At 73.1% G+C, this 18,406-nt stretch carries 13 protein-coding genes; 7 read left to right on the top strand and 6 right to left on the bottom strand.

Annotation, left to right across the window (positions count from 1 at the left end; translation table 11 throughout):
* Positions 1-39 precede the first annotated feature (39 nt).
* Positions 40-1,179 carry a protein phosphatase 2C domain-containing protein gene (locus AC0680_RS21430; protein WP_478631039.1) on the top strand — a complete coding sequence of 380 codons (1,140 nt, stop codon included), beginning with the start codon at positions 40-42 and terminating at the stop codon, positions 1,177-1,179.
* Between the two features lie 111 nt (positions 1,180-1,290).
* Positions 1,291-3,033: a pyruvate dehydrogenase gene (locus tag AC0680_RS21425; protein ID WP_478631037.1), complete on the top strand. Its 1,743-nt coding sequence runs from the start codon at positions 1,291-1,293 to the stop codon at positions 3,031-3,033.
* Between the two features lie 14 nt (positions 3,034-3,047).
* On the opposite strand, the gene AC0680_RS21420 is transcribed toward AC0680_RS21425, so the two are convergent.
* A complete protein-coding gene (locus tag AC0680_RS21420; protein WP_478631035.1) occupies positions 3,048-6,176 on the bottom strand; it encodes an alpha-mannosidase in 3,129 nt (1,042 codons plus the stop codon).
* Positions 6,177-6,498: 322 nt separating this feature from the next.
* On the opposite strand from AC0680_RS21420, the gene AC0680_RS21415 reads away from it, so the two are divergent.
* Entirely contained in the window at positions 6,499-6,858 is a 360-nt protein-coding gene (locus AC0680_RS21415) for an ATP-binding protein (RefSeq protein WP_468978912.1), read from the top strand.
* A gap of 40 nt (positions 6,859-6,898) precedes the next feature.
* Here the strand turns inward: AC0680_RS21415 and AC0680_RS21410 are convergent, their stop codons facing one another.
* Together AC0680_RS21410 and AC0680_RS21405 are read right to left on the bottom strand one after the other, a co-directional pair.
* The gene (locus AC0680_RS21410; protein WP_478631031.1) at positions 6,899-8,002 is read right to left on the bottom strand and encodes a DUF2637 domain-containing protein; all 1,104 of its coding nucleotides are present in this window, start codon (positions 8,000-8,002) and stop codon (positions 6,899-6,901) included.
* A 195-nt stretch (positions 8,003-8,197) separates the two neighbouring features.
* Complete coding sequence (locus tag AC0680_RS21405) at positions 8,198-9,037, bottom strand: (2Fe-2S)-binding protein (protein ID WP_478631029.1); 840 nt, start codon at positions 9,035-9,037, stop codon at positions 8,198-8,200.
* A 161-nt stretch (positions 9,038-9,198) separates the two neighbouring features.
* Between AC0680_RS21405 and AC0680_RS21400 the strand changes: the two genes are divergently transcribed.
* Positions 9,199-9,897, top strand: a complete 699-nt coding sequence (locus AC0680_RS21400) for a GntR family transcriptional regulator (protein WP_478631026.1) — start codon at positions 9,199-9,201, stop codon at positions 9,895-9,897.
* A gap of 115 nt (positions 9,898-10,012) precedes the next feature.
* Here the strand turns inward: AC0680_RS21400 and AC0680_RS21395 are convergent, their stop codons facing one another.
* The 3 genes from AC0680_RS21395 to AC0680_RS21385 all read right to left on the bottom strand — a co-directional run bounded on the left by AC0680_RS21395 (position 10,013) and on the right by AC0680_RS21385 (position 14,118).
* Positions 10,013-10,888, bottom strand: coding sequence for a hypothetical protein (locus AC0680_RS21395; RefSeq protein WP_478631024.1), 876 nt, complete (start codon positions 10,886-10,888; stop codon positions 10,013-10,015).
* Between the two features lie 394 nt (positions 10,889-11,282).
* Positions 11,283-12,137, bottom strand: coding sequence for a hypothetical protein (locus tag AC0680_RS21390; RefSeq protein WP_478631022.1), 855 nt, complete (start codon positions 12,135-12,137; stop codon positions 11,283-11,285).
* Positions 12,138-12,456: 319 nt separating this feature from the next.
* Entirely contained in the window at positions 12,457-14,118 is a 1,662-nt protein-coding gene (locus AC0680_RS21385; protein WP_478631019.1) for a PucR family transcriptional regulator, read from the bottom strand.
* A 260-nt stretch (positions 14,119-14,378) separates the two neighbouring features.
* Between AC0680_RS21385 and AC0680_RS21380 the strand changes: the two genes are divergently transcribed.
* Genes AC0680_RS21380 through AC0680_RS21370 form a run of 3 tightly spaced genes read left to right on the top strand, consistent with a single transcriptional unit; the run spans position 14,379 to position 18,270 of the window.
* The gene (locus tag AC0680_RS21380; RefSeq protein ID WP_478631017.1) at positions 14,379-15,266 is read left to right on the top strand and encodes an FAD binding domain-containing protein; all 888 of its coding nucleotides are present in this window, start codon (positions 14,379-14,381) and stop codon (positions 15,264-15,266) included.
* A complete protein-coding gene (locus AC0680_RS21375) occupies positions 15,257-15,877 on the top strand; it encodes a (2Fe-2S)-binding protein (protein WP_478631014.1) in 621 nt (206 codons plus the stop codon). The genes AC0680_RS21380 and AC0680_RS21375 overlap by 10 nt, the downstream gene beginning before the upstream one ends.
* A gap of 2 nt (positions 15,878-15,879) precedes the next feature.
* A complete protein-coding gene (locus AC0680_RS21370; protein WP_478631011.1) occupies positions 15,880-18,270 on the top strand; it encodes a xanthine dehydrogenase family protein molybdopterin-binding subunit in 2,391 nt (796 codons plus the stop codon).
* Positions 18,271-18,406 lie beyond the last annotated feature (136 nt).

Here is an 18,406-nt window from a genome sequence, read left to right as displayed (position 1 = left end):
CCCTGTTTCGGTGACCACCGCGCAGGAACAATACGGCCCATGAATCAGCAGGGGGCACGACGCGGCCAGGAGGACGACTGGTGGCGGCAGTTGTACGGGGAGGGCGGCGGGGAGGGCACGGCCGGCGGAGCCCCGGGGCGCGGCGCCGTGGGCGACGCGGGTCCGGCCGACGCCTCGGACACCCTCGACGACCGGGTGGAGTCGGCGCTGCGGGCGGTCGGGGCCCCGGGGCGGGCGGCCCCGCCCGCACGGACCGAACCGCCCGCGCGGACGCTCCCGCCGCCGCCCGCACCCTCCGCGCCGATCCCGCTCCGGGCCACCGGCCCGGGATCGCGCCCACCCGCCCCCACTTGGGGCGTGCCGTCGTCGCCCGCCGCCGAGCCGGTCGCGCTGCCCGCCGCCGACCCCGGCGCGCTCGACGAGCTGGTGCCCGACACGGTGCTGGACGGCGCCCAATACGGCTCGCTGACCCTGCGTGCCGCCTCGCAGCGCGGCGCCTTGGCCCGCTACCGCGGTGAGGCACGCCGAGACGCGCTGCTCACCGCCCGCTTCGGCACCGGCCGGCACACCCTGATCCTGGTGGCCGTCGCCACCGGGCTGCCGGCCGCCGAGGGCGCCCACCGCGCCGCACACGACGCCTGCGCCTGGATCGGCGGCGCGGTGGGCCGCAGTTGCACCCGACTGGCCCAGGACATCCGTACGGACCGTCGCGGCGCCCTCGTCTCCGGACTGCAGCGGCTCACCGACCGTACCTACGGCAAGCTGCGCGCCCGGGCGCTGGACCTGGGATCCGCGCCGGAGAACTACACGGCGGCCCTGCGGTGCCTGCTGCTGCCCGCCGACCCGGAGTGCCGTACCAGGGTGTTCTTCGGCGCCGGCGCGGGCGGACTGTTCCGGCTGCGCGACGGCGCCTGGCAGGACCTGGAGCCGGCCGCGACCAACCGGCCGGAGCCCTTCCGCTTCCGTGCGGAGTTCGGCCGTCCGGGGGACACCCTGCTGCTGTGCAGCGCCGGCCTGGCGGAACCCCTCCAGCAGGAGCCCGACTTCGCCGCCCGCCTGGCGGCCCAGTGGTCCGCCCCCGAGCCCCCGGGCCTGGTCCCCTTCCTCACCACCACCGCACAACTGCGCGCCCGGGGCCATACGAAGGACCGGACGGCGGTCGGGGTCTGGGAGTCCTAGGGCCCTCGCCACGGACCCTCCCGGAGGCGCACCCGGGCCCCGCGTGGGTTCATGGGAGGGACCCGGGAGCCGAGCCCCGACCCCGCACCCCGCCGAAGGAGCGAGCGCGACATGGCGAAGCAGACCGTGGCCGAGCAGTTCGTGGACATCCTGTCGCGGGCGGGGGTGCGGCGGCTCTACGGGGTCGTCGGCGACAGCCTGAACCCGGTGGTGGACGCCGTCCGCCGGCACTCCGCGATCGAGTGGATCCAGGTCCGGCACGAGGAGGTCGCGGCGTTCGCCGCCGGCGCGGAGGCGCAGCTCACCGGCACGCTCGCGGCCTGCGCCGGTTCCTGCGGCCCGGGCAACCTCCATCTGATCAACGGCCTCTTCGACGCGCACCGCTCCATGGCCCCGGTGCTCGCCCTGGCCTCGCACATCCCCTCCAGCGAGATCGGCACGAGCTTCTTCCAGGAGACCCACCCCGACCGGCTGTTCACCGAGTGCAGCCACTACAGCGAACTGATCTCCAACCCCCGGCAGATGCCGCGGGTGCTGCAGACCGCGATCCAGCACGCCATCGGGCAGAGCGGCGTCGCGGTGGTCTCCCTCCCCGGCGACATCGCCGCCGAGCAGGCCCCCGAGCGCGCCATCGAGCACGCCCTGGTCACCGCGCGCCCCTCGGTACGTCCCGGAGACACCGAGATCGACAAGCTGGCCCGCATGATCGACGAGGCGGGCAAGGTCACGCTGTTCTGCGGCAGCGGCACGGCGGGTGCGCACTCGGAGGTGATGGAGTTCGCCGAGCGGGTGAAGTCCCCGGTCGGGCACGCGCTGCGCGGTAAGGAATGGATCCAGTACGACAACCCCTACGACGTCGGCATGAGCGGGCTGCTGGGCTACGGCGCGGCCTACGAGGCCACCCACGGATGCGATCTGCTGCTCCTGCTCGGCACGGACTTCCCGTACAACGCGTTCCTGCCCGACGACGTCAAGATCGTCCAGGTCGATGTCCGGCCCGAGCACCTGGGCCGCCGCTCCCAGCTCGACCTCGCCGTGTGGGGCGATGTCCGCGAGACGCTGCGCTGTCTGATCCCCAAGGTCCGGCTGAAGACCGACCGCACGTTCCTGGACCGGATGCTGAAGAAGCACGCGGACGCGCTGGAGGGCGTGGTCAAGGCCTACACCCGCAAGGTGGACAAGCGCACCCCGATCCACCCCGAGTTCGTCGCCGCCGTCCTGGACGAGGAGGCCGCCGACGACGCGGTCTTCACCGTCGACACCGGCATGTGCAACGTCTGGGCGGCCCGCTACCTCACCCCCAACGGGCGCCGCAGGGTGATCGGCTCGTTCAGCCACGGCTCGATGGCCAACGCCCTGCCGCAGGCGATCGGCGCCCAGTTCCTCGACCGCGGGCGGCAGGTCGTCTCGATGTCCGGCGACGGCGGATTCGCCATGCTGATGGGCGACTTCCTCACCCTGGTCCAGTACGACCTGCCGGTGAAGGTGGTGCTGTTCAACAACTCGGCGCTGGCCATGGTGGAGTTGGAGATGCTGGTCTCCGGCCTGCCGTCGTACGGCACGACCAACCGCAACCCCGACTTCGCGGCCATCGCCCGCGCGGCCGGCGCGCACGGCGTGCGGGTGGAGAAGCCCAAGCAGCTGCGCGGGGCGCTGCGCGAGGCCTTCGCGCACAAGGGGCCGGCACTGGTCGACGTCGTCACCGATCCGCACGCGCTGTCCATCCCCCCGAAGATCAGCGCGGAGATGGTGTCCGGCTTCGCGCTGTCGGCCGGGAAGATGGTGCTGGACGGCGGGGTCGGCCGGATGCTGCAGATGGCCCGTTCCAACCTGCGCAACATCCCCCGGATGTAGGGCGTCTCCTCGCGTCAGCCGTGGGCCGCGGGGTGGGGGCGCAGCCGTAGCGTCAGGATCTGGAAGGGGCGCAGGGCGAGCGTCACATCCGAGGTCGGTCCCTCCTCCTCGTCGTGCAGGGGGCGCTCCAACAGGTCGGTCACGGTGACGCGTTCGAGAGGGAAACCGGGGGAGAGCGTGCCGGTGGCGCGGCCGCCGCGGGACTCGTACAGCCGCACCACGACATCGCCGCTGCGGTCCTCGGCGAGCTTGACCGTCTCGACGGTGATCGCCGGGTGGTCGACGCGGATCAGCGGGGGAACGGGCGGGGCGGTGGTGGCGGTGCGGAGCGGGAGGTTGAGGGCCAGGCCCTCGGCGACCGCCTCACCGGGCCCGGCGCCCGGCAGCAGTGCGTAGGTGAAGCGGTGGTGGCCCTGGTCGGTCTCGGGGTCGGGGCTGCGCGGTGCGCGCAGCAGGGTCAGCCGGACGGTGGTGCCCAGGCCGTCCGGGTGCGGGGTGCGGGTGACGTCATGGCCGTACGTCGAGTCGTTGAGCAGGGCGATGCCGTAGCCGGGCTCGGCGACGGACAGCCAGCGGTGGGCGCAGATCTCGAAGCGGGCGGCGTCCCAGCTGGTGTTGGTGTGGGTGGGGCGGTGGACATGCCCGAACTGGATCTCGGCGGTGGACCGTTCGGCGTGCACGTCGAGGGGGAACGCGACCTTGAGGACCTTCTCCGACTCGTGCCAGTCGACGTCGGTGCGGATGTCCAGACGGCGCGAGCCGGCCCGCAGGATCAGTTCCTGGGTGCTGCGGGACGCGCCGAACGCCCTGGTCACCCGGACCGTGGCGGACAGCGGCCCGCACGCCGGCAGCTCGACGGACTCGGCGTCGGTCAGATCGGTGTGCCGGTTGCGGTAGTGCCGGTCCAGGTCCCAGGCGTCGTACTGGTTGGGGTGGTCGGGGTGCAGCTGCAGCAGATTGCCGCGCGCGCCGGGCGCCAGGACCTCCCGCCCGGCGTGCAGATCGCGTACGGAGACCAGCAGGCCGTCGGCGTCGACGCGGACGCGGAGGAAGCCGTTGTCGAGGGTGACGGTGCCGTGGGCGTCGGTGCTCGCCCGGACGGGAGGGGGCGGCGGGGTGGGGGAGTCGGGGCCGGGCGGGCGGAGGGGGGCGGATCCGAGCGCGGGGACGTGGACAGCGACGGCGGTGGGACCGTCCGGCTCCGGGCCCGCTGCCCGGGCCGGCAGTTCGACGATCTCGTCCCGGTCGTAGGGCGAGGCGTTGAACACCGTCGGCGGCCAGGTCGCCTCCTCGGGTCCGCCCAGCGCCCCGATCGCGGCCTCGGTGAGCGCGGTCAGCTCCGCCTCGACCGCCGCGTAGGTCTCGCGGGCCTCGCGGTGCACCCAGGCGATCGACGAGCCCGGCAGGATGTCGTGGAACTGGTGCAGCAGAACGGTCTTCCAGAGGCGGTCGAGGGCGTCGTACGGGTACGCGTGGCCCGCGCGCACCGCCGCCGTCGCCGCCCACAACTCGGCCTCCCGCAGCAGGTGCTCGCACCGCCGGTTGCCCTGCTTGGTCTTCGCCTGGGAGGTGTACGTACCGCGGTGGAACTCCAGATACAGCTCACCCGACCAGACCGGCGCCGCCGCCCCGTACTCCTCGTGGGCGGACGCGAAGAACCGGGCCGGCGCCTCGATCTCGACGCGGGGCGAGCCCTCCAGGGAGCGCAGCCGGCGGGCCCGCTCCAGCATCTCGCGGGTCGGGCCGCCGCCGCCGTCGCCCCAGCCGAAGGGGACCAGGGACCGGGTGGCGCGGCCCTTGTCGGCGAAGTTCCGTTCCGCGTGGGCGAGTTCACCGGCGTGGAACTGTGCGTTGTAGGTGTCGACCGGCGGGAAGTGGGTGAAGACGCGGGTGCCGTCGATGCCCTCCCACCAGAAGGTGTGGTGCGGCATCCGGTCGGTCTGGTTCCACGACAGCTTCTGGGTGAGGAACCACTTCGCGCCGGCCAGCCGGGCCAGCTGGGGGAAGGCGGCGGTGTAGCCGAAGGAGTCCGGCAGCCAGATCTCCTCGGTCTCCACCCCCAGCTCCTCCAGGAAGAAGCGTTTGCCGTGGACGAGCTGCCGGGCCAGCGCCTCGCCGCCGGGCATGTTGGCGTCGGACTCCACCCACATCGAACCGACCGGCACCCAGTTGCCGGCGCGTACCGCCGCTTTGATGCGTTCCCAGATGTGCGGCTGGTGGTCCCTGACCCAGGCGTACTGCTGCGCCTGGGAGCAGGAGAACAGCAACTCCGGGTACTCCTCGGCGAGTTGGGTGACATTGGCGAAGGTGCGGGACGCCTTGCGCACGGTCTCGCGCAGCGGCCAGAGCCAGGCGGAGTCGATGTGGGCGTGCCCGGTGGCCGACACCCGGTGCGCGCTGGCGGCGGCCGGCCGGCTCAGTACGTCGCCGAGCGCGGCCCGGCCCGCGGCCGCGGTGGCGCCGACATCGTGCAGATCCAGCGCGTCCAGCATGTCCTCCAGGGCCCGCAGGATCTCGTGCCGGCGCGGACGGTCGGCGGGCAGCTCGTGCATCAGCTCCGAGAGCACCTCGATGTCGAGCAGCAGATGCCAGACGTCTTCGTCGAGTACCGCGAGATCCGCCGAGGCGAAGCGGTACAGCGGGCGGTCCGGGGCGGTGCGCACGTCGCCGAGGTCGGTGGGACGGAAGTCGCGCAGCACCGCCGGGTTCGCGGCGGCCTCCAGCAGCAGCCGCACCTCCTCGCCGCCGCGGGCCGGGGAGCCGACGGGGACATGGCGGTTGCGCGGATGGATGCCCTTGAGGGGCACCCCCTCGGAGTCGTACACCAGGCCCTCCGCCTGGAAGCCCGGCCCGTCGCCGCTGAAGCCGGGGTCGATGACGGCCTCCACCCGGCGCCCCGCCCACTCGTCCGGCACCTCGCCCGCCAGCCGGAACCAGCTCGTCGACCACGGCGGGCCCCACGGTTCGCCGGCCGTGAACGGCTCGTACCCGGCCCGCAACGCCTCCTCCACCGGCACTGGTTCTCCCGGCGCATGCCATACGGCGAGCCGCAGCGGCAGTCGCGCGGCGTACTGCGCGGGCCGGATGAACTGCCTCAGCGCCCGCTCCAGGCGCCCCTCCACCAGCAGGCGGTCGTCGTGCACAGCGGCTCCTCACGCTCGTCGTGGACGCATCCGGGCCCGGCCGGACCGACGGCAGGCTCAGGTCAGGCATACCCACCGCAACCCGGCCCGGCGCACCCGGCGCGCGGGTACGGCGAGCGGGCGCGAGGGCGGAAGCATGGCGACTGATCCGATGGGCATGCTGACCGTGAGGCTGTTCGAGACCGGGCGCCGATGTTCGTTGGGGGCGGGGGAGAGAATGCGTCAGCCTGTGCGGCGCGAGGAACGGGACAGACAGCAGGGGACGACCGAGGGGGGCCGGGGCGGGGGAGTCGCGCGAGCGCCGGGTGTGCTGGAGCGCAAGGTGCGGCATGCGGACCTGCGTGCGGTCGGCGAGGTGCGCCGGGAGCTGCGGCAGTTATTGAGCCGCTGGGCCGGCGGCGGCGAGCTCACGGAGGTGGCGACGCTGCTCACCAGCGAACTGGTCACCAACGCCCTGGTGCACGCGGAGGGCGGAGCGGTCGTCACGGCCAGGATCGGCGACCGGCTGCGGGTGGAGGTGCGGGACTGCGCGTCCGGGCGCCCCGAGGTACGCGCCGCGACGGCGGACGGTACGTCCGGCCGGGGGCTGATGCTGGTGCGCTCCCTGGCGGACGCCTGGGGGATTCGCACCGAGGGGCTGGGCAAGTGCGTGTGGTTCGAGCTGGGCGGCGGACCGGCCTGACCCGAATGCGGGGGTGTCGGTCGGCGCGGTCCGCCACCGGTCAGCCGAACTGCCGTTCGATCTCGGCGAGTTTCTCTTCGAGGGAGTCCAGACGGGGCAGCGTCTGGGTGTCGTCCTCGGCGGTGAGGTCCACGGCTCGCGGGCCGGCCGGGCCGGCCGGGCCGTCGACGCCGTCGGCGTCAGCGCCCGATACCGCCTTGAGGGCCGGGCGGGAGCGCACGGGCAGTTCTACGGTGGGGAGTGACGGCGGATCACCGGCTATGGCGGAGTCCGGGCCGGCGACCTCCGCGGGGGCCGCCGACGCGGACGTCACTGCCAGTTGGCGGCCGCCGCCCCGGCCGATGCTCCAGGAGCGGTGCCGGTGCTGCCGGTTGATGGCCTTGATGCGGGCCCGGTCGATCTTGCCCTGCTCGCGTCTGCGCAGCCGGCTGAGGTGCTTCTCGCGTCGGTCCTCACGGACCTCCTCGACCGCCTCGTCCAGCGACCGCACGCCTTCCAGCAGCATCAGCGACCAGGCCGCGAAGGTCTCGCGGGGCGCGCGCAGCCAGCGTACGACCCGGATCTGCGGCAGCGGGCGGGGCACCAGGCCCTGCTCGCGCAGCGCCGCCCGCCGGGTCTGCTTGAGCGCCCGGTCGAAGAGGACCGCGGCGGACAGCGACATGCCGGCGAAGAACTGCGGGGCGCCCGCGTGGTCCAGGCCGCGCGGCGCGTGCACCCAGTTGAACCAGGCCGCGGCGCCCGCGAACGTCCACACCAAAAGCCGCGAGCCCAGCGCGGCGTCGCCGTGACTGGCCTCGCGTACGGCCAGGACGGAGCAGAACATCGCCGCACCGTCGAGCCCGAAGGGCACCAGATACTCCCAGCCCCCGGAGAGGCTGAGGTTTTGCACACCGAAGCCGACCAGCCCGTGGAAGGACAGCGCGGCGGCGACCGCGGCACAGCAGAACAGCAACAGATAGGAGGCGGAGGCGAAGACGGCCTCCTTGCGGCGGCGGCGCTCCTCGCTGCGCTCCCAGGAGTCGTCGCCGCCGGCCTGGGCGGCGGCGCGCCTGCCGCGTACCACCAGGGCCGCGGCGGCCATGACGGCACCGAGCGCCAGCGCGCCGGGAACCATCCAGTCCAGCGATATGTCCGTGTTTCTCATGTGGGGATCCCTTGCCTCGGGGTAGGCGATTTCGCGCGACATCCTGGCGGAGTCGGCCCCTCGTGCAGAGGGTTTCGGAGCAAGAGAACGCCAAGGAGGTCCGGGGACCGGCGGATCGTGGACGTCTCGTCGAACTCCCTTGTGGGAGTGGCGAGTCGAGTTCGAATTCGGTGCCCCGAAAGGGGGGTGTGGGGGTCAGCTGGTTGCCGTGAGGCGCGTGATGCGATCCGCGTCGCAGGTGCGCGGACAGGTGACGCAGGTGTCCTCGGGGCGCAGTGTGTAGAACATGCAGCAGCTGGCGCGGTCCCGGGTCGGCAGCGCCTCGCCGTTCGGGCCGGTCAGTGTGCGGAACCCGGCGCCGCCCACGTACGGGGCGGTGGCGCCCGGCAGCAGCAGCTCCAGTTCTGCCACCGCCCGCGGCTCCTCGCCCAGCAGGTGCCCCAGGTACCAGAGCCCCTCGACGATCTCGTCGGACGCCATGCCCCACAGCGCCCGCGGCCCGCGCCGCATCCGGGAGCGGAAACCTTCCAGCACGGGTTCGAGGTGCCCGGCCACCGCCGCCCGCACCTCCGCGCGCAGCGCTTCCTCGTCCGCGACGACCCGGGCGCCGGGCAGCGCCGCCGCGGGATCGTCCGGAAGGCACCCGAAGGCGCCGATGCGCACCGCCATCTGGCCCAGCTCGCGCTGGAAGGAGACGTCCTGCACGGGCAGCACCGGAACCCGGCGGTGCAGGAACCAGGGGACGGTGATCAGCAGGCACGCCGGCCAGGCGTAGCGGTGCAGCGCGAAGCTGGCGATCACGTCGTTCCGGCCGCGCTGTCCGTAGTCCCGCTGGATCTGGGCGTCGTCCCAGGCGAGGAAGGTGTCGAGGGCCTCACCGCCAGCCGCGAGCCCGGCCGCGCTCACCCAGCCGTCGCCGGTGGGCGGGGCGGACTCCCAGGCGGTCACCTGCAGACCGGGGAAGACCTCGAAGAGCCGGGCGTAGGCATCGGCGACGGGGTGGGCGGCGAGCGGGGCGGCGAGGGCTGAAGTCATGCGGGAGACCACCGAATCGCGATCGTTAGCAGGTAAGCCTTACCTTATCCGAAGACTTTACCCGCGCCCGCGGAAAGCCAGTCCTGCCCGCCCGACCCGCGCCCGGATTTGAACTGCGGCCGAGGCCGCCTATGGTGCTGGGAACGTCAGGAGGGACCGTCATGGAGCAGGGCACAGCGCAACAGCAGCCGCGCGCACGGGCCTGGGTGCCCGCGCAGCCCGGCTCCGCCGCGCCCCGGCGGCACTCCGTCCGCGGCCAGGTGCTGGCCGCGCTGCGCCAGGCGCTGGCCGGAGGGGAGCTGAACCCCGGCGAGGTCTACTCCGCGCCCGCGCTCGCCGAGCGCTACGGCGTCTCCGCGACCCCGGTCCGCGAGGCGATGCAGCAGCTGGCCGTCGAGGGCGCCGTCGAGGTGGTGCCCAACCGCGGCTTCCGGGTCGCCGAGCGCAGCGCCCGCGACCTCGCCGAGCTGGCCGAGGTCCGCGCCATGCTGGAGGTGCCCGCGATCGTCCGGCTGGCCCGGGCACTGCCCCCGGAGCGCTGGGAGGAGCTGCGCCCGCTCGCCGCCGCGGGTGTCGCGGCCGCCGCCCGCGGGGACCGGGCGGGCTACGCCGAGGCCGACCACTCCTTCCACCACGCGATGATCTCGCTCACCGGAAACCGTCGGCTCACCGAGGTCACCGGTGATCTGCTGCGGCGCACCCACTGGGCGGGGCCCGGCGGGCTGCGGCGGCGTACGGCCGAGCTGCTGGCCGACGCCTCCGAGCACACGGCGCTGCTCGACGCCCTGATCGCGCAGGAGTACGCGGTGGCCGAACGGATCGCCCGCGAGCACGTCTCGGTGGCGCGCCACCCGCACTGAAGCAGCCCCGCAGGCCACCCGCACCGCAGCCGGCGGCCCGCCCCGGCGCCACCGCACGCAGGCCACCCGTACGGCGTGACGCGTACGGGTGGCCGCGAGGCCCGGCTGCCGCGGCTCAGCGCGGCAGCAGCTCCGCCAGGGGGATCGCCGCCACTTCGGCGGCGGGCCGGGACAGGTACAGGTCGGCGTGGTAGTAGCCGTCGGACTCCTTGCCCGCGATGGACAGGCCGCGCCCGGCGAGCGCCTCGAACGCCGCCCGGCGCTCATCGCCGTCCGCGAACCGCCGCTGGCGGAACGTGCGCGTGGTGAGTTTCTCCGTCACCAGGCCGGCGCGGGCCAGCAGCGCGGAGACCGGCCGGTAGGACACCTCGCGCAGGACGAACGCGGCGATCCAGGGCGGCGAGGTCATGCAGTCGACGAGCCGCCCGAAGGTGCGGGCGGTGATGTATCCGACGCCGCCGGTGACGGTGATCAGATCGGTGCCGGCCAGGGTACGCCGCAGTGCCGGACTCGGCTCGTCGACTTCGAGGTTCTCCGCGAAGCCGTGGTCGAGCAGGCCGACCGCCTTGGCGTACTCGACCGCGTTCTCGGCCGCGTCGAGGCCGGTGATCCGCACCGCTTCGTCACGCCGCCGAGTGGCGAAGAACGTACGGTCCGCTTCGATGAGTTGGCGGGTCGTCGGGACGTCGGGGCGGTACCTCGTGTAGCGGCCGTAGAGATCGGCGAGGGACAGCCGGTGGTTCAGCAGGGCCGCGTTGACCCCGTATGAGCAGCACAGGTCGACCACGTTCAGTGGGGGGCGGTCGCTGCGGTGCCGCTGCAGGATCTCGGTCACGGCGCGGAACACCGCCTGGCCGTGGTGAGGAATCTGGTAGTCCAGGGGTTGCAGTGTGGTGAAGTACCGACGGGGATCAGGGCAGTTGTAGATCGCCTCGAAATCCGCCTTGCCCCAGTCGGTTCCGGCGGTCGTCTTGGTCACTCCTGCGGTCATGGATCGCCTCCATACAGGATCTGTGAAGGGGGAGGTCCCGCTGGTCCCGGACCAGCATCCAGTGCCCACCGTCGCGTCACAGTGCGACTTGCGGCCATTCTCGGGGCCTGTGGGGCGTAATGGGGCGGCACTGCCCTCGGGCCTCCGCTCATCGTCCCACCTCCCGGTTCGCTCGGCGCGTCGAACCCGGGGCGGCGGCGGGACCGTCGTACCCCGGCCGATCCGCCGCGGGGACCGTCGGTTTCCGGCCAATCGACGGAGGACCTGGCATGGCCGACGGCGGGGGGTTGACGGCGCGCAGGCGGCGGCGCCATGAGACGAACGCACGAACGCGGCCAACCACCCCCGGAGCGGGAGTGGTTGGCCGGGTGGGTGAGCGACCGCCGGCGGCGCGTCAGGTCGCGGCCGCAGCCGTGGACAGATGGTCGGCGAGCCAGGTGGGGACGCCGCCCATGAGGCGGAAGAGCCGGGCGGCCTCGGCGCGCAACCGGACCGCGTCGCCCTCCGGCGCCGCGTCCGCCAGCGCGGCGAGGGCCGGTGCCGTACCGACGAGGAAGCCCAGCTCCTCGCGGATCCGCAGCGACTCGGCGAAGCCGTGCCGGGCCTCCGCCAGCTCGCCGTCACGCAGCGCGAGTCCCGCCAGGTGGCGCCAGGTGAAGGAGAGCAGCAGGTCGTCACCCTGCGCGGTGGCGCCGGCATGGGCGCGGCGGTAGGCGGCGCGGGCCGCGTCCGGGCTGTCGGTGAGGTGCTCGGCCATCAGCCCGCGGCGGAAGTCCAGCAGCGGGCGGCCGGCCGCGGTGGGGGCGAGCAGCGCGGCGGCCCGGCCGAGCGCCGAACGTGCCTCGTCGGCCCGGTCCCGTACGCCCAGGACCGTGGCGGCGTACGCGAGGTGGCCGCGCTCGCAGGCCGCGCCGCCCCGCTCTTCGTCGTCACCGGCCAGCGCCTCGGCGGTGCGCAGCGCGTCCTCGGCCTCGGCCCAGCCGGTGGCCGTGAACATGCAGCGCTCCACCAGGAGCGCGGCGCGGCGCAGTGCGGAGGGGGCGTGCCGGACGGAGTGCGGTTCCAGGAGCGCGGCCGCGTCGCACCAGCAGCCGCGGGAGCGCAGCCGCCAAACGGCGCGGTCGAGGGGGTCGTCCCCCTCGACCGTTCTGGCTGCCGGTACTTCCGGTGCGGGTGCCGGTCCCGGTACCACCGTCGGCACCGAATCCGCAGAACTGACCGGATCCGTGGATTCCGCGGATCCTGGCATGGCGGTATCCGCCACGTTGCCCTCCCCGAGCGCGCCATTGAGCTGGAAATTGGAAGCCGTGCGCGCATCTCAGCACGAATTCCGCAGCGGGGCCAAGGGGGTGGGTGAATGTTTTCACAATCACTCATGGGGTGATCGCGGCCGCCCGCGCAGCGCTGATCGGCCGTGCCGCGCCGTGCCGCGTCGGGTGCCCCCGTACGCGCCGTTGACGCGATGCCGCCCGATCGGATGAACGCGAATGGCGGATCTCCGCCGTCCGGCGACGGGATCCGCATCGCTCTTCCGTCGGGGGACGCCCGGGGGGACGTCCTGCGGCAGCTCAGCTCATCCGCAGTGCCAGGAAGAAGTCGAGCTTGTCCTCCAGCCGGGACAGATCGCGGCCGGTGAGCTGCTCGATCCGGCCCACCCGGTAGCGGAGCGTGTTGACGTGCAGGTGGAGACGGGTGGCGCAGCGGGTCCAGGAGCCGTCGCAGTCCAAGAACGCCTCCAGCGTGGGGATCAGCTCGGCGCGGTGCCGGCGGTCGTAGTCGCGCAGCGGGTCCAGGAGGCGGGCGGTGAAGGCCCGGCGGACGTCGTCCGGCACGAACGGCAGCAGCAGGACGTGCGAGGCCAGCTCCTCGTGCCCGGCGGCGCAGACCCGGCCCGGACGGGCGGCGGCGACCCGGCGGGCGTGCCGGGCCTCCTCCAGGGCGCCGCGCAGCCCCTCCGCCGAGTGCACCGAGGCGCTCACCCCGACCGTCAGCCGCCCGTCGTCCGCCAGACCGCGGCCCAGCGGCTCCTGGACGGCACGGAGCAACTCCTCGGCGTGCAGACCGGCGGCCGAGGGGTCCCCGGACTCGTCCGGGACGGGCAGCGGCACCAGCGCCACCGCCTCGTCACCGGTGTGCGCCACGGCGATCCGGTCGGAGGGCTCGGGACCGAAGGTGCCCGGGTCGACCAGCATCTCCTCCAGCAGCGTCTGCGCCACCGGCCCGCCGGGGACGTCGCCGCCCTCCCACTCGACCCGGGCCACCACGATCTGCCAGTGCGGGGCGGTGCCCAGACCGGGCAGCAGCACCGGGGCCGCCACCCGCAGCCGGGCCGCGATCTCGGCGGGCGGCGCGCCGGTCTGGACCAGCTCCAGCACCTCCTGGGCGAGCCGTCGGCGGACCGTACGGGCGGCATCGCGCCGGTCGCGTTCCACGGCGATCAGCTGGGTGACGCCGTGCAGCAGGTCCAACCGCTCCGCCGGCCAGTCCCCGGCGTCCGCCTCGACGGCCAGCAGCCAGTCGCTCAGCAGCGTCTGGCGCAGGTCACGGCCCTCGTAGCGGATCGGGAAGAGCGAGTAGGTGGCGCCGCCGAGGGTGATCCGGTGGGGGCCGCGGCGGCCGGTGCGGGCGGCGGCCAGATGCTCGCCGGCGAGCCGGGCGGCCAGTTCGCCGGACAGCTCGGGCCCGGAGTCCGCCAGCGTGGAGCCGGCGATCTGCCGCCCCGTGGGGGAGAGCACCCAGGCCCGCAGGTCCAGGTCGGAGCCCAGCAGGTCCAGCACCACCTCGGGACCGCCGCCGGCGGGGCCCGAGGTCATCAGGCGGCGGTGGCGGTCCACCACGGCGGCCAGGTCACCGGCCCGCTCGCTGGAGACCTGGCGTACGACGTGCTCGGTGATCGAGGCGAACGAGACCGCCTCCTCGACCGAGAACAGCGGCAGCCGGTGCCGGGCGCAGGCCTGCACGAGGTCGTCCGGGATCGCGCCCAGCTCGGCCTCGCCCGCCGCGAGCCCGGCGACGTTGGCCGCGGCCAGGATGCGCACGAACCGTTCGGAGTCCTCCGGTTCGCGGCGCCAGGCCAGGCCGGTCAGCACCAGCTCCCCGCCGGAGAGGTAGCGACTGGGGTCGCGCAGGTCCGTGGTCATCACGCCGCGGACAGTGCGGTCCAGTTCGTCCTCGCCGCCGAGCAGCCGAAGGCCGAGAATGTGGGTGTCCAGGAGTGCGCGGAGCCGCATGACCTCGCCCGCCGTTCTTTGCTGTCTGGTGTTGCCGGTGGAATGCCGCGAGGTTTCAGAGCCTCGTCTTTCGTTCGAATCTACAAGACAGGTGGCTTGGCCAGCCAACCGCTTCATGGTTTCGGTGACTGCACCGGGTGGGGCCGCTGAGCGTTCACTAAGCCCAACGGCGTTAACAAGACATGAACAGCTTGACGGAGACCAGGGCCGGCGCCCGCTCCCCGAGCAACGAATGACCGATTTCGCAGAAGAGGCCAACCATGGACTTCCTTCGCCCCGCCAGCTGGGAGGAGGCGCTCGCCGCTAAGGCCGAGCACCCCACCGCTGTGCCCATCGCGGGCGGTACGGACGTGATGGTCGAGATCAATTTCGACCACCGCCGCCCCGAGTACCTGCTCGACCTGAACCGCATCGGTGATCTGAGCGAGTGGGAGGTCGGAGAGAAGACCGTACGCCTGGGCGCCTCCGTTCCCTACACCCAGATCATGGAGAACCTGCGGGCCGAGCTGCCGGGCCTGGCCCTGGCGTCGCACACGGTCGCCTCCCCGCAGATCCGCAACCGCGGCGGCGTCGGCGGCAACCTCGGCACCGCCTCCCCGGCCGGCGACGCGCACCCCGCGCTGCTCGCCTCCGGCTGCGAGGTCGAGGTCGAGTCCGTGCGCGGCCGCCGCATGATCCCCATCGACGACTTCTACCTCGGCGTCAAGCGCAACGCGCTGGAGCCCGACGAGCTGATCCGCGCGGTGCATCTGCCCAAGGCCGACGGCCCGCAGCAGTTCTCCAAGGTCGGCACGCGCAACGCCATGGTCATCGCGGTCTGCGCGTTCGGCATCGCGCTGCACCCCGAGACCCGTACGGTGCGCACCGGCATCGGCTCGGCCGCGCCCACCCCCGTACGGGCCCGCGAGGCGGAGGACTTCCTCGCCGCGGCGCTGGAGGAGGGCGGCTTCTGGGAGTCCGGCGCCCCCATCCCGCCGTCCGTCGCCAAGCAGTTCGCGCAGCTCGCCTCCGGCGCCTGCAACCCGATCGACGATGTACGCGGCAGCGCCAAGTACCGCCGGCACGCGGTCGGCATCATGGCGCGCCGCACCCTCGGCTGGACCTGGGAGTCCTACCGCGGCAACGAGAGGAGCGCACAGTGCGCGTGACATTCACCGTCAACGGCCGCCAGCAGGAGGCCGACGATGTCTGGGAAGGCGAGAGCCTGCTGTACGTCCTCCGCGAGCGGATGGGCCTGCCGGGTTCGAAGAACGCCTGTGAGCAGGGCGAGTGCGGTTCCTGCACGGTCCGCCTCGACGGCGTGCCGGTGTGTTCCTGCCTCGTCGCCGCGGGCCAGGTCGAGGGTCGCGAGGTGGTGACCGTCGAGGGTCTGGCGGACTTCGCCAAGCAGCGTGCGGAGCACGGGGGCTGCGGCACCGGAGCGTGCGGTACCTCTCTCCAGGACGCCCAGCAGTGGTCGGCGCACGGGTCCGACAGCGGGCTCCGCCCGCGGGCAACCGACTCCCAGACCGGCGAGGGTGGCGAACTCTCCCCGATCCAGCAGGCGTTCATCGACGCCGGCGCCGTCCAGTGCGGCTTCTGCACCCCGGGCCTGCTCGTCGCGGCCGACGAGATGCTGGAGCGCAACCCGCAGCCGACCGACGCGGACATCCGCGAGGCGCTGTCCGGCAACCTCTGCCGCTGCACCGGTTACGAGAAGATCCTGGACGCCGTCCGTCTCGCGGCCGCGCGCCAGGACCGTCAGGAAGAGGCGGTCTGAGCATGGGATCCACACGTACGACCGGAGCCCCCACCAAGATCACCCAGGGCTCCCAGACCAAGGGCGGCATCGGCGAGTCGACGCTGCGCCCCGACGGCACCCTGAAGGTCACCGGCGAGTTCGCGTACTCCTCGGACATGTGGCACGAGGACATGCTGTGGGGCTTCACGCTCCGCTCCACCGTCGCGCACGCCGAGATCGTCTCCATCGACACCTCCGAGGCGCTGGCCCAGTCCGGCGTCTACGCGGTGCTGACGTACGACGACCTGCCGACCTCGATCAAGAACTACGGCCTGGAGATCCAGGACACCCCGGTGCTCGCGCACGGCAAGGTCCGCCACCACGGTGAGCCGGTGGCCCTGGTCGCGGCCGACCACCCGGAGACGGCGCGGCGCGCGGCCGCCAAGATCAAGATCGAGTACAAGGAGCTGCCCGTCGTCACCGACGAGGCCTCCGCGACCGCCGACGGCGCGCCGCTGCTCCACGAGGGCCGCGACGACCACCACGCCGGGCACGTCCCGCACCCCAACATCGTCCACCGCCAGCCGATCATCCGCGGCGACGCCGACGAGGCCGCCAAGAAGGCCGATGTCATCGTCTCCGGCGAGTACGTCTTCGGCATGCAGGACCAGGCCTTCCTCGGCCCGGAGTCCGGCCTGGCGGTGCCCTCCGAGGACGGCGGGGTGGACCTCTACATCGCCACCCAGTGGCTGCACTCCGACCTGCGCCAGATCGCCCCGGTCCTCGGCCTGCCCGAGGACAAGGTGCGGATGACGCTCTCCGGCGTCGGCGGCGCGTTCGGCGGCCGCGAGGACCTGTCGATGCAGATCCACGCCTGTCTGCTCGCGCTGCGCACGAACAAGCCGGTCAAGATCGTCTACAACCGCTTCGAGTCCTTCTTCGGGCACGTCCACCGGCACCCGGCGAAGCTCTGGTACGAGCACGGCGCCACCAAGGACGGCAAGCTCACGCACATGAAGTGCCGGATCGTGCTGGACGGCGGGGCCTACGCCTCCGCGTCCCCGGCCGTGGTCGGCAACGCCGCCTCGCTGTCGGTGGGTCCGTACGTGATCGACGACGTCGAGATCGAGGCCGTCGCGCTCTACACCAACAACCCGCCCTGCGGCGCGATGCGCGGCTTCGGCGCGGTCCAGGCGTGCTTCGCCTACGAGGCGCAGATGGACAAGCTGGCCGCCAAGCTGGGCATCGACCCGGTCGAGCTGCGCCAGCTCAACGCCATGGAGCAGGGCACGATCATGCCGACCGGGCAGCCGGTCGACTCGCCGGCGCCGGTCGCCGAGATCCTGCGCCGCATCAAGGCCCGTCCGCTGCCGCCCGAGCGCCAGTGGGAGTCCAGCGAGGGCGCCGACGTGCGTCAGCTGCCCGGCGGCCTGTCCAACACCACCCACGGCGAGGGCGTCGTACGCGGCGTCGGCTACGCGGTCGGCATCAAGAACGTCGGCTTCTCCGAGGGCTTCGACGACTACTCCACCGCCAAGGTGCGCATGGAGGTCATCGGCGGCGAGCCGGTCGCCACCGTGCACACCGCGATGGCGGAGGTCGGCCAGGGCGGCGTCACCGTCCACGCGCAGATCGCCCGCACGGAGCTGGGCGTCACGCAGGTGACGATCCACCCCGCCGACACCCAGGTGGGCAGCGCCGGTTCGACGTCCGCGTCGCGCCAGACCTACGTCACCGGCGGCGCCGTCAAGCACTCCTGCGAGCTGGTCCGCGAGAAGGTCCTGGAGATCGGCCGCCGCAAGATGGGCACCTACCACCCGGCGTGGGCCACCGCCGAGCTCCTCCTGGAGGGCGGCAAGGTCGTCACCGACGGCGGCGAGGTCCTCGCCGACCTGGTGGACGTGCTCGAAGGCGAGACCGTCGAGATCGAGGCCGAGTGGCGCCACCGGCCCACCGAGGCCTTCGACCTGGTCACCGGCCAGGGCAACGGCCACGTCCAGTACTCCTTCGCGGCCCACCGCGCGGTGGTGGAGGTGGACACCGAGCTGGGCCTGGTCAAGGTCATCGAGCTCGCCGTGGCCCAGGACGTCGGCAAGGCGCTCAACCCGCTGTCCGTCGTCGGCCAGATCCAGGGTGGTACCACCCAGGGCCTGGGCGTGGCGGTCATGGAGGAGATCATCGTCGACCCCAAGACCGCGAAGGTGCGCAACCCCTCCTTCACGGACTACCTCATCCCCACGATCCTCGACACCCCGACCATCCCGGTTGATGTGCTCGAACTCGCCGACGAGCACGCCCCCTACGGGCTGCGCGGCATCGGCGAGGCCCCGACCCTGTCGTCCACCCCGGCCGTCCTCGCGGCGATCCGGAACGCGACGGGGCTGGAGCTCAACAAGACGCCGGTGCGTCCCGAACACCTCACCGGCACATAAGGAGCCGTCCGGGGGGCGATCCCCCCGGACCCCGGCCTCCGGGCGGTGCGCGTCAGGGGTGTCCCTGTCCGTCCTCCTCCGTGTACCGCCCGGAGCCCAACCCCGCACCACGCAGTCGCTGCTGTCCCCCACACAG

Source organism: Streptomyces sp. NPDC043738 (assembly GCF_056436545.1).
This window is presented reverse-complemented; position numbering and strand designations above follow the sequence as displayed.

Coding starts and splice junctions, on each gene's coding strand:
- AC0680_RS21430 (WP_478631039.1), top strand. CDS start 40: ATGAATCAGCAGGGGGCACGACGCGGCCAGGAGGACGACTGGTGGCGG.
- AC0680_RS21370 (WP_478631011.1), top strand. CDS start 15,880: ATGGGATCCACACGTACGACCGGAGCCCCCACCAAGATCACCCAGGGC.
- AC0680_RS21405 (WP_478631029.1), bottom strand. CDS start 9,037: ATGACTTCAGCCCTCGCCGCCCCGCTCGCCGCCCACCCCGTCGCCGAT.
- AC0680_RS21410 (WP_478631031.1), bottom strand. CDS start 8,002: ATGAGAAACACGGACATATCGCTGGACTGGATGGTTCCCGGCGCGCTG.
- AC0680_RS21385 (WP_478631019.1), bottom strand. CDS start 14,118: ATGCGGCTCCGCGCACTCCTGGACACCCACATTCTCGGCCTTCGGCTG.
- AC0680_RS21395 (WP_478631024.1), bottom strand. CDS start 10,888: ATGACCGCAGGAGTGACCAAGACGACCGCCGGAACCGACTGGGGCAAG.
- AC0680_RS21380 (WP_478631017.1), top strand. CDS start 14,379: ATGGACTTCCTTCGCCCCGCCAGCTGGGAGGAGGCGCTCGCCGCTAAG.
- AC0680_RS21425 (WP_478631037.1), top strand. CDS start 1,291: ATGGCGAAGCAGACCGTGGCCGAGCAGTTCGTGGACATCCTGTCGCGG.
- AC0680_RS21400 (WP_478631026.1), top strand. CDS start 9,199: ATGGAGCAGGGCACAGCGCAACAGCAGCCGCGCGCACGGGCCTGGGTG.
- AC0680_RS21390 (WP_478631022.1), bottom strand. CDS start 12,137: ATGCCAGGATCCGCGGAATCCACGGATCCGGTCAGTTCTGCGGATTCG.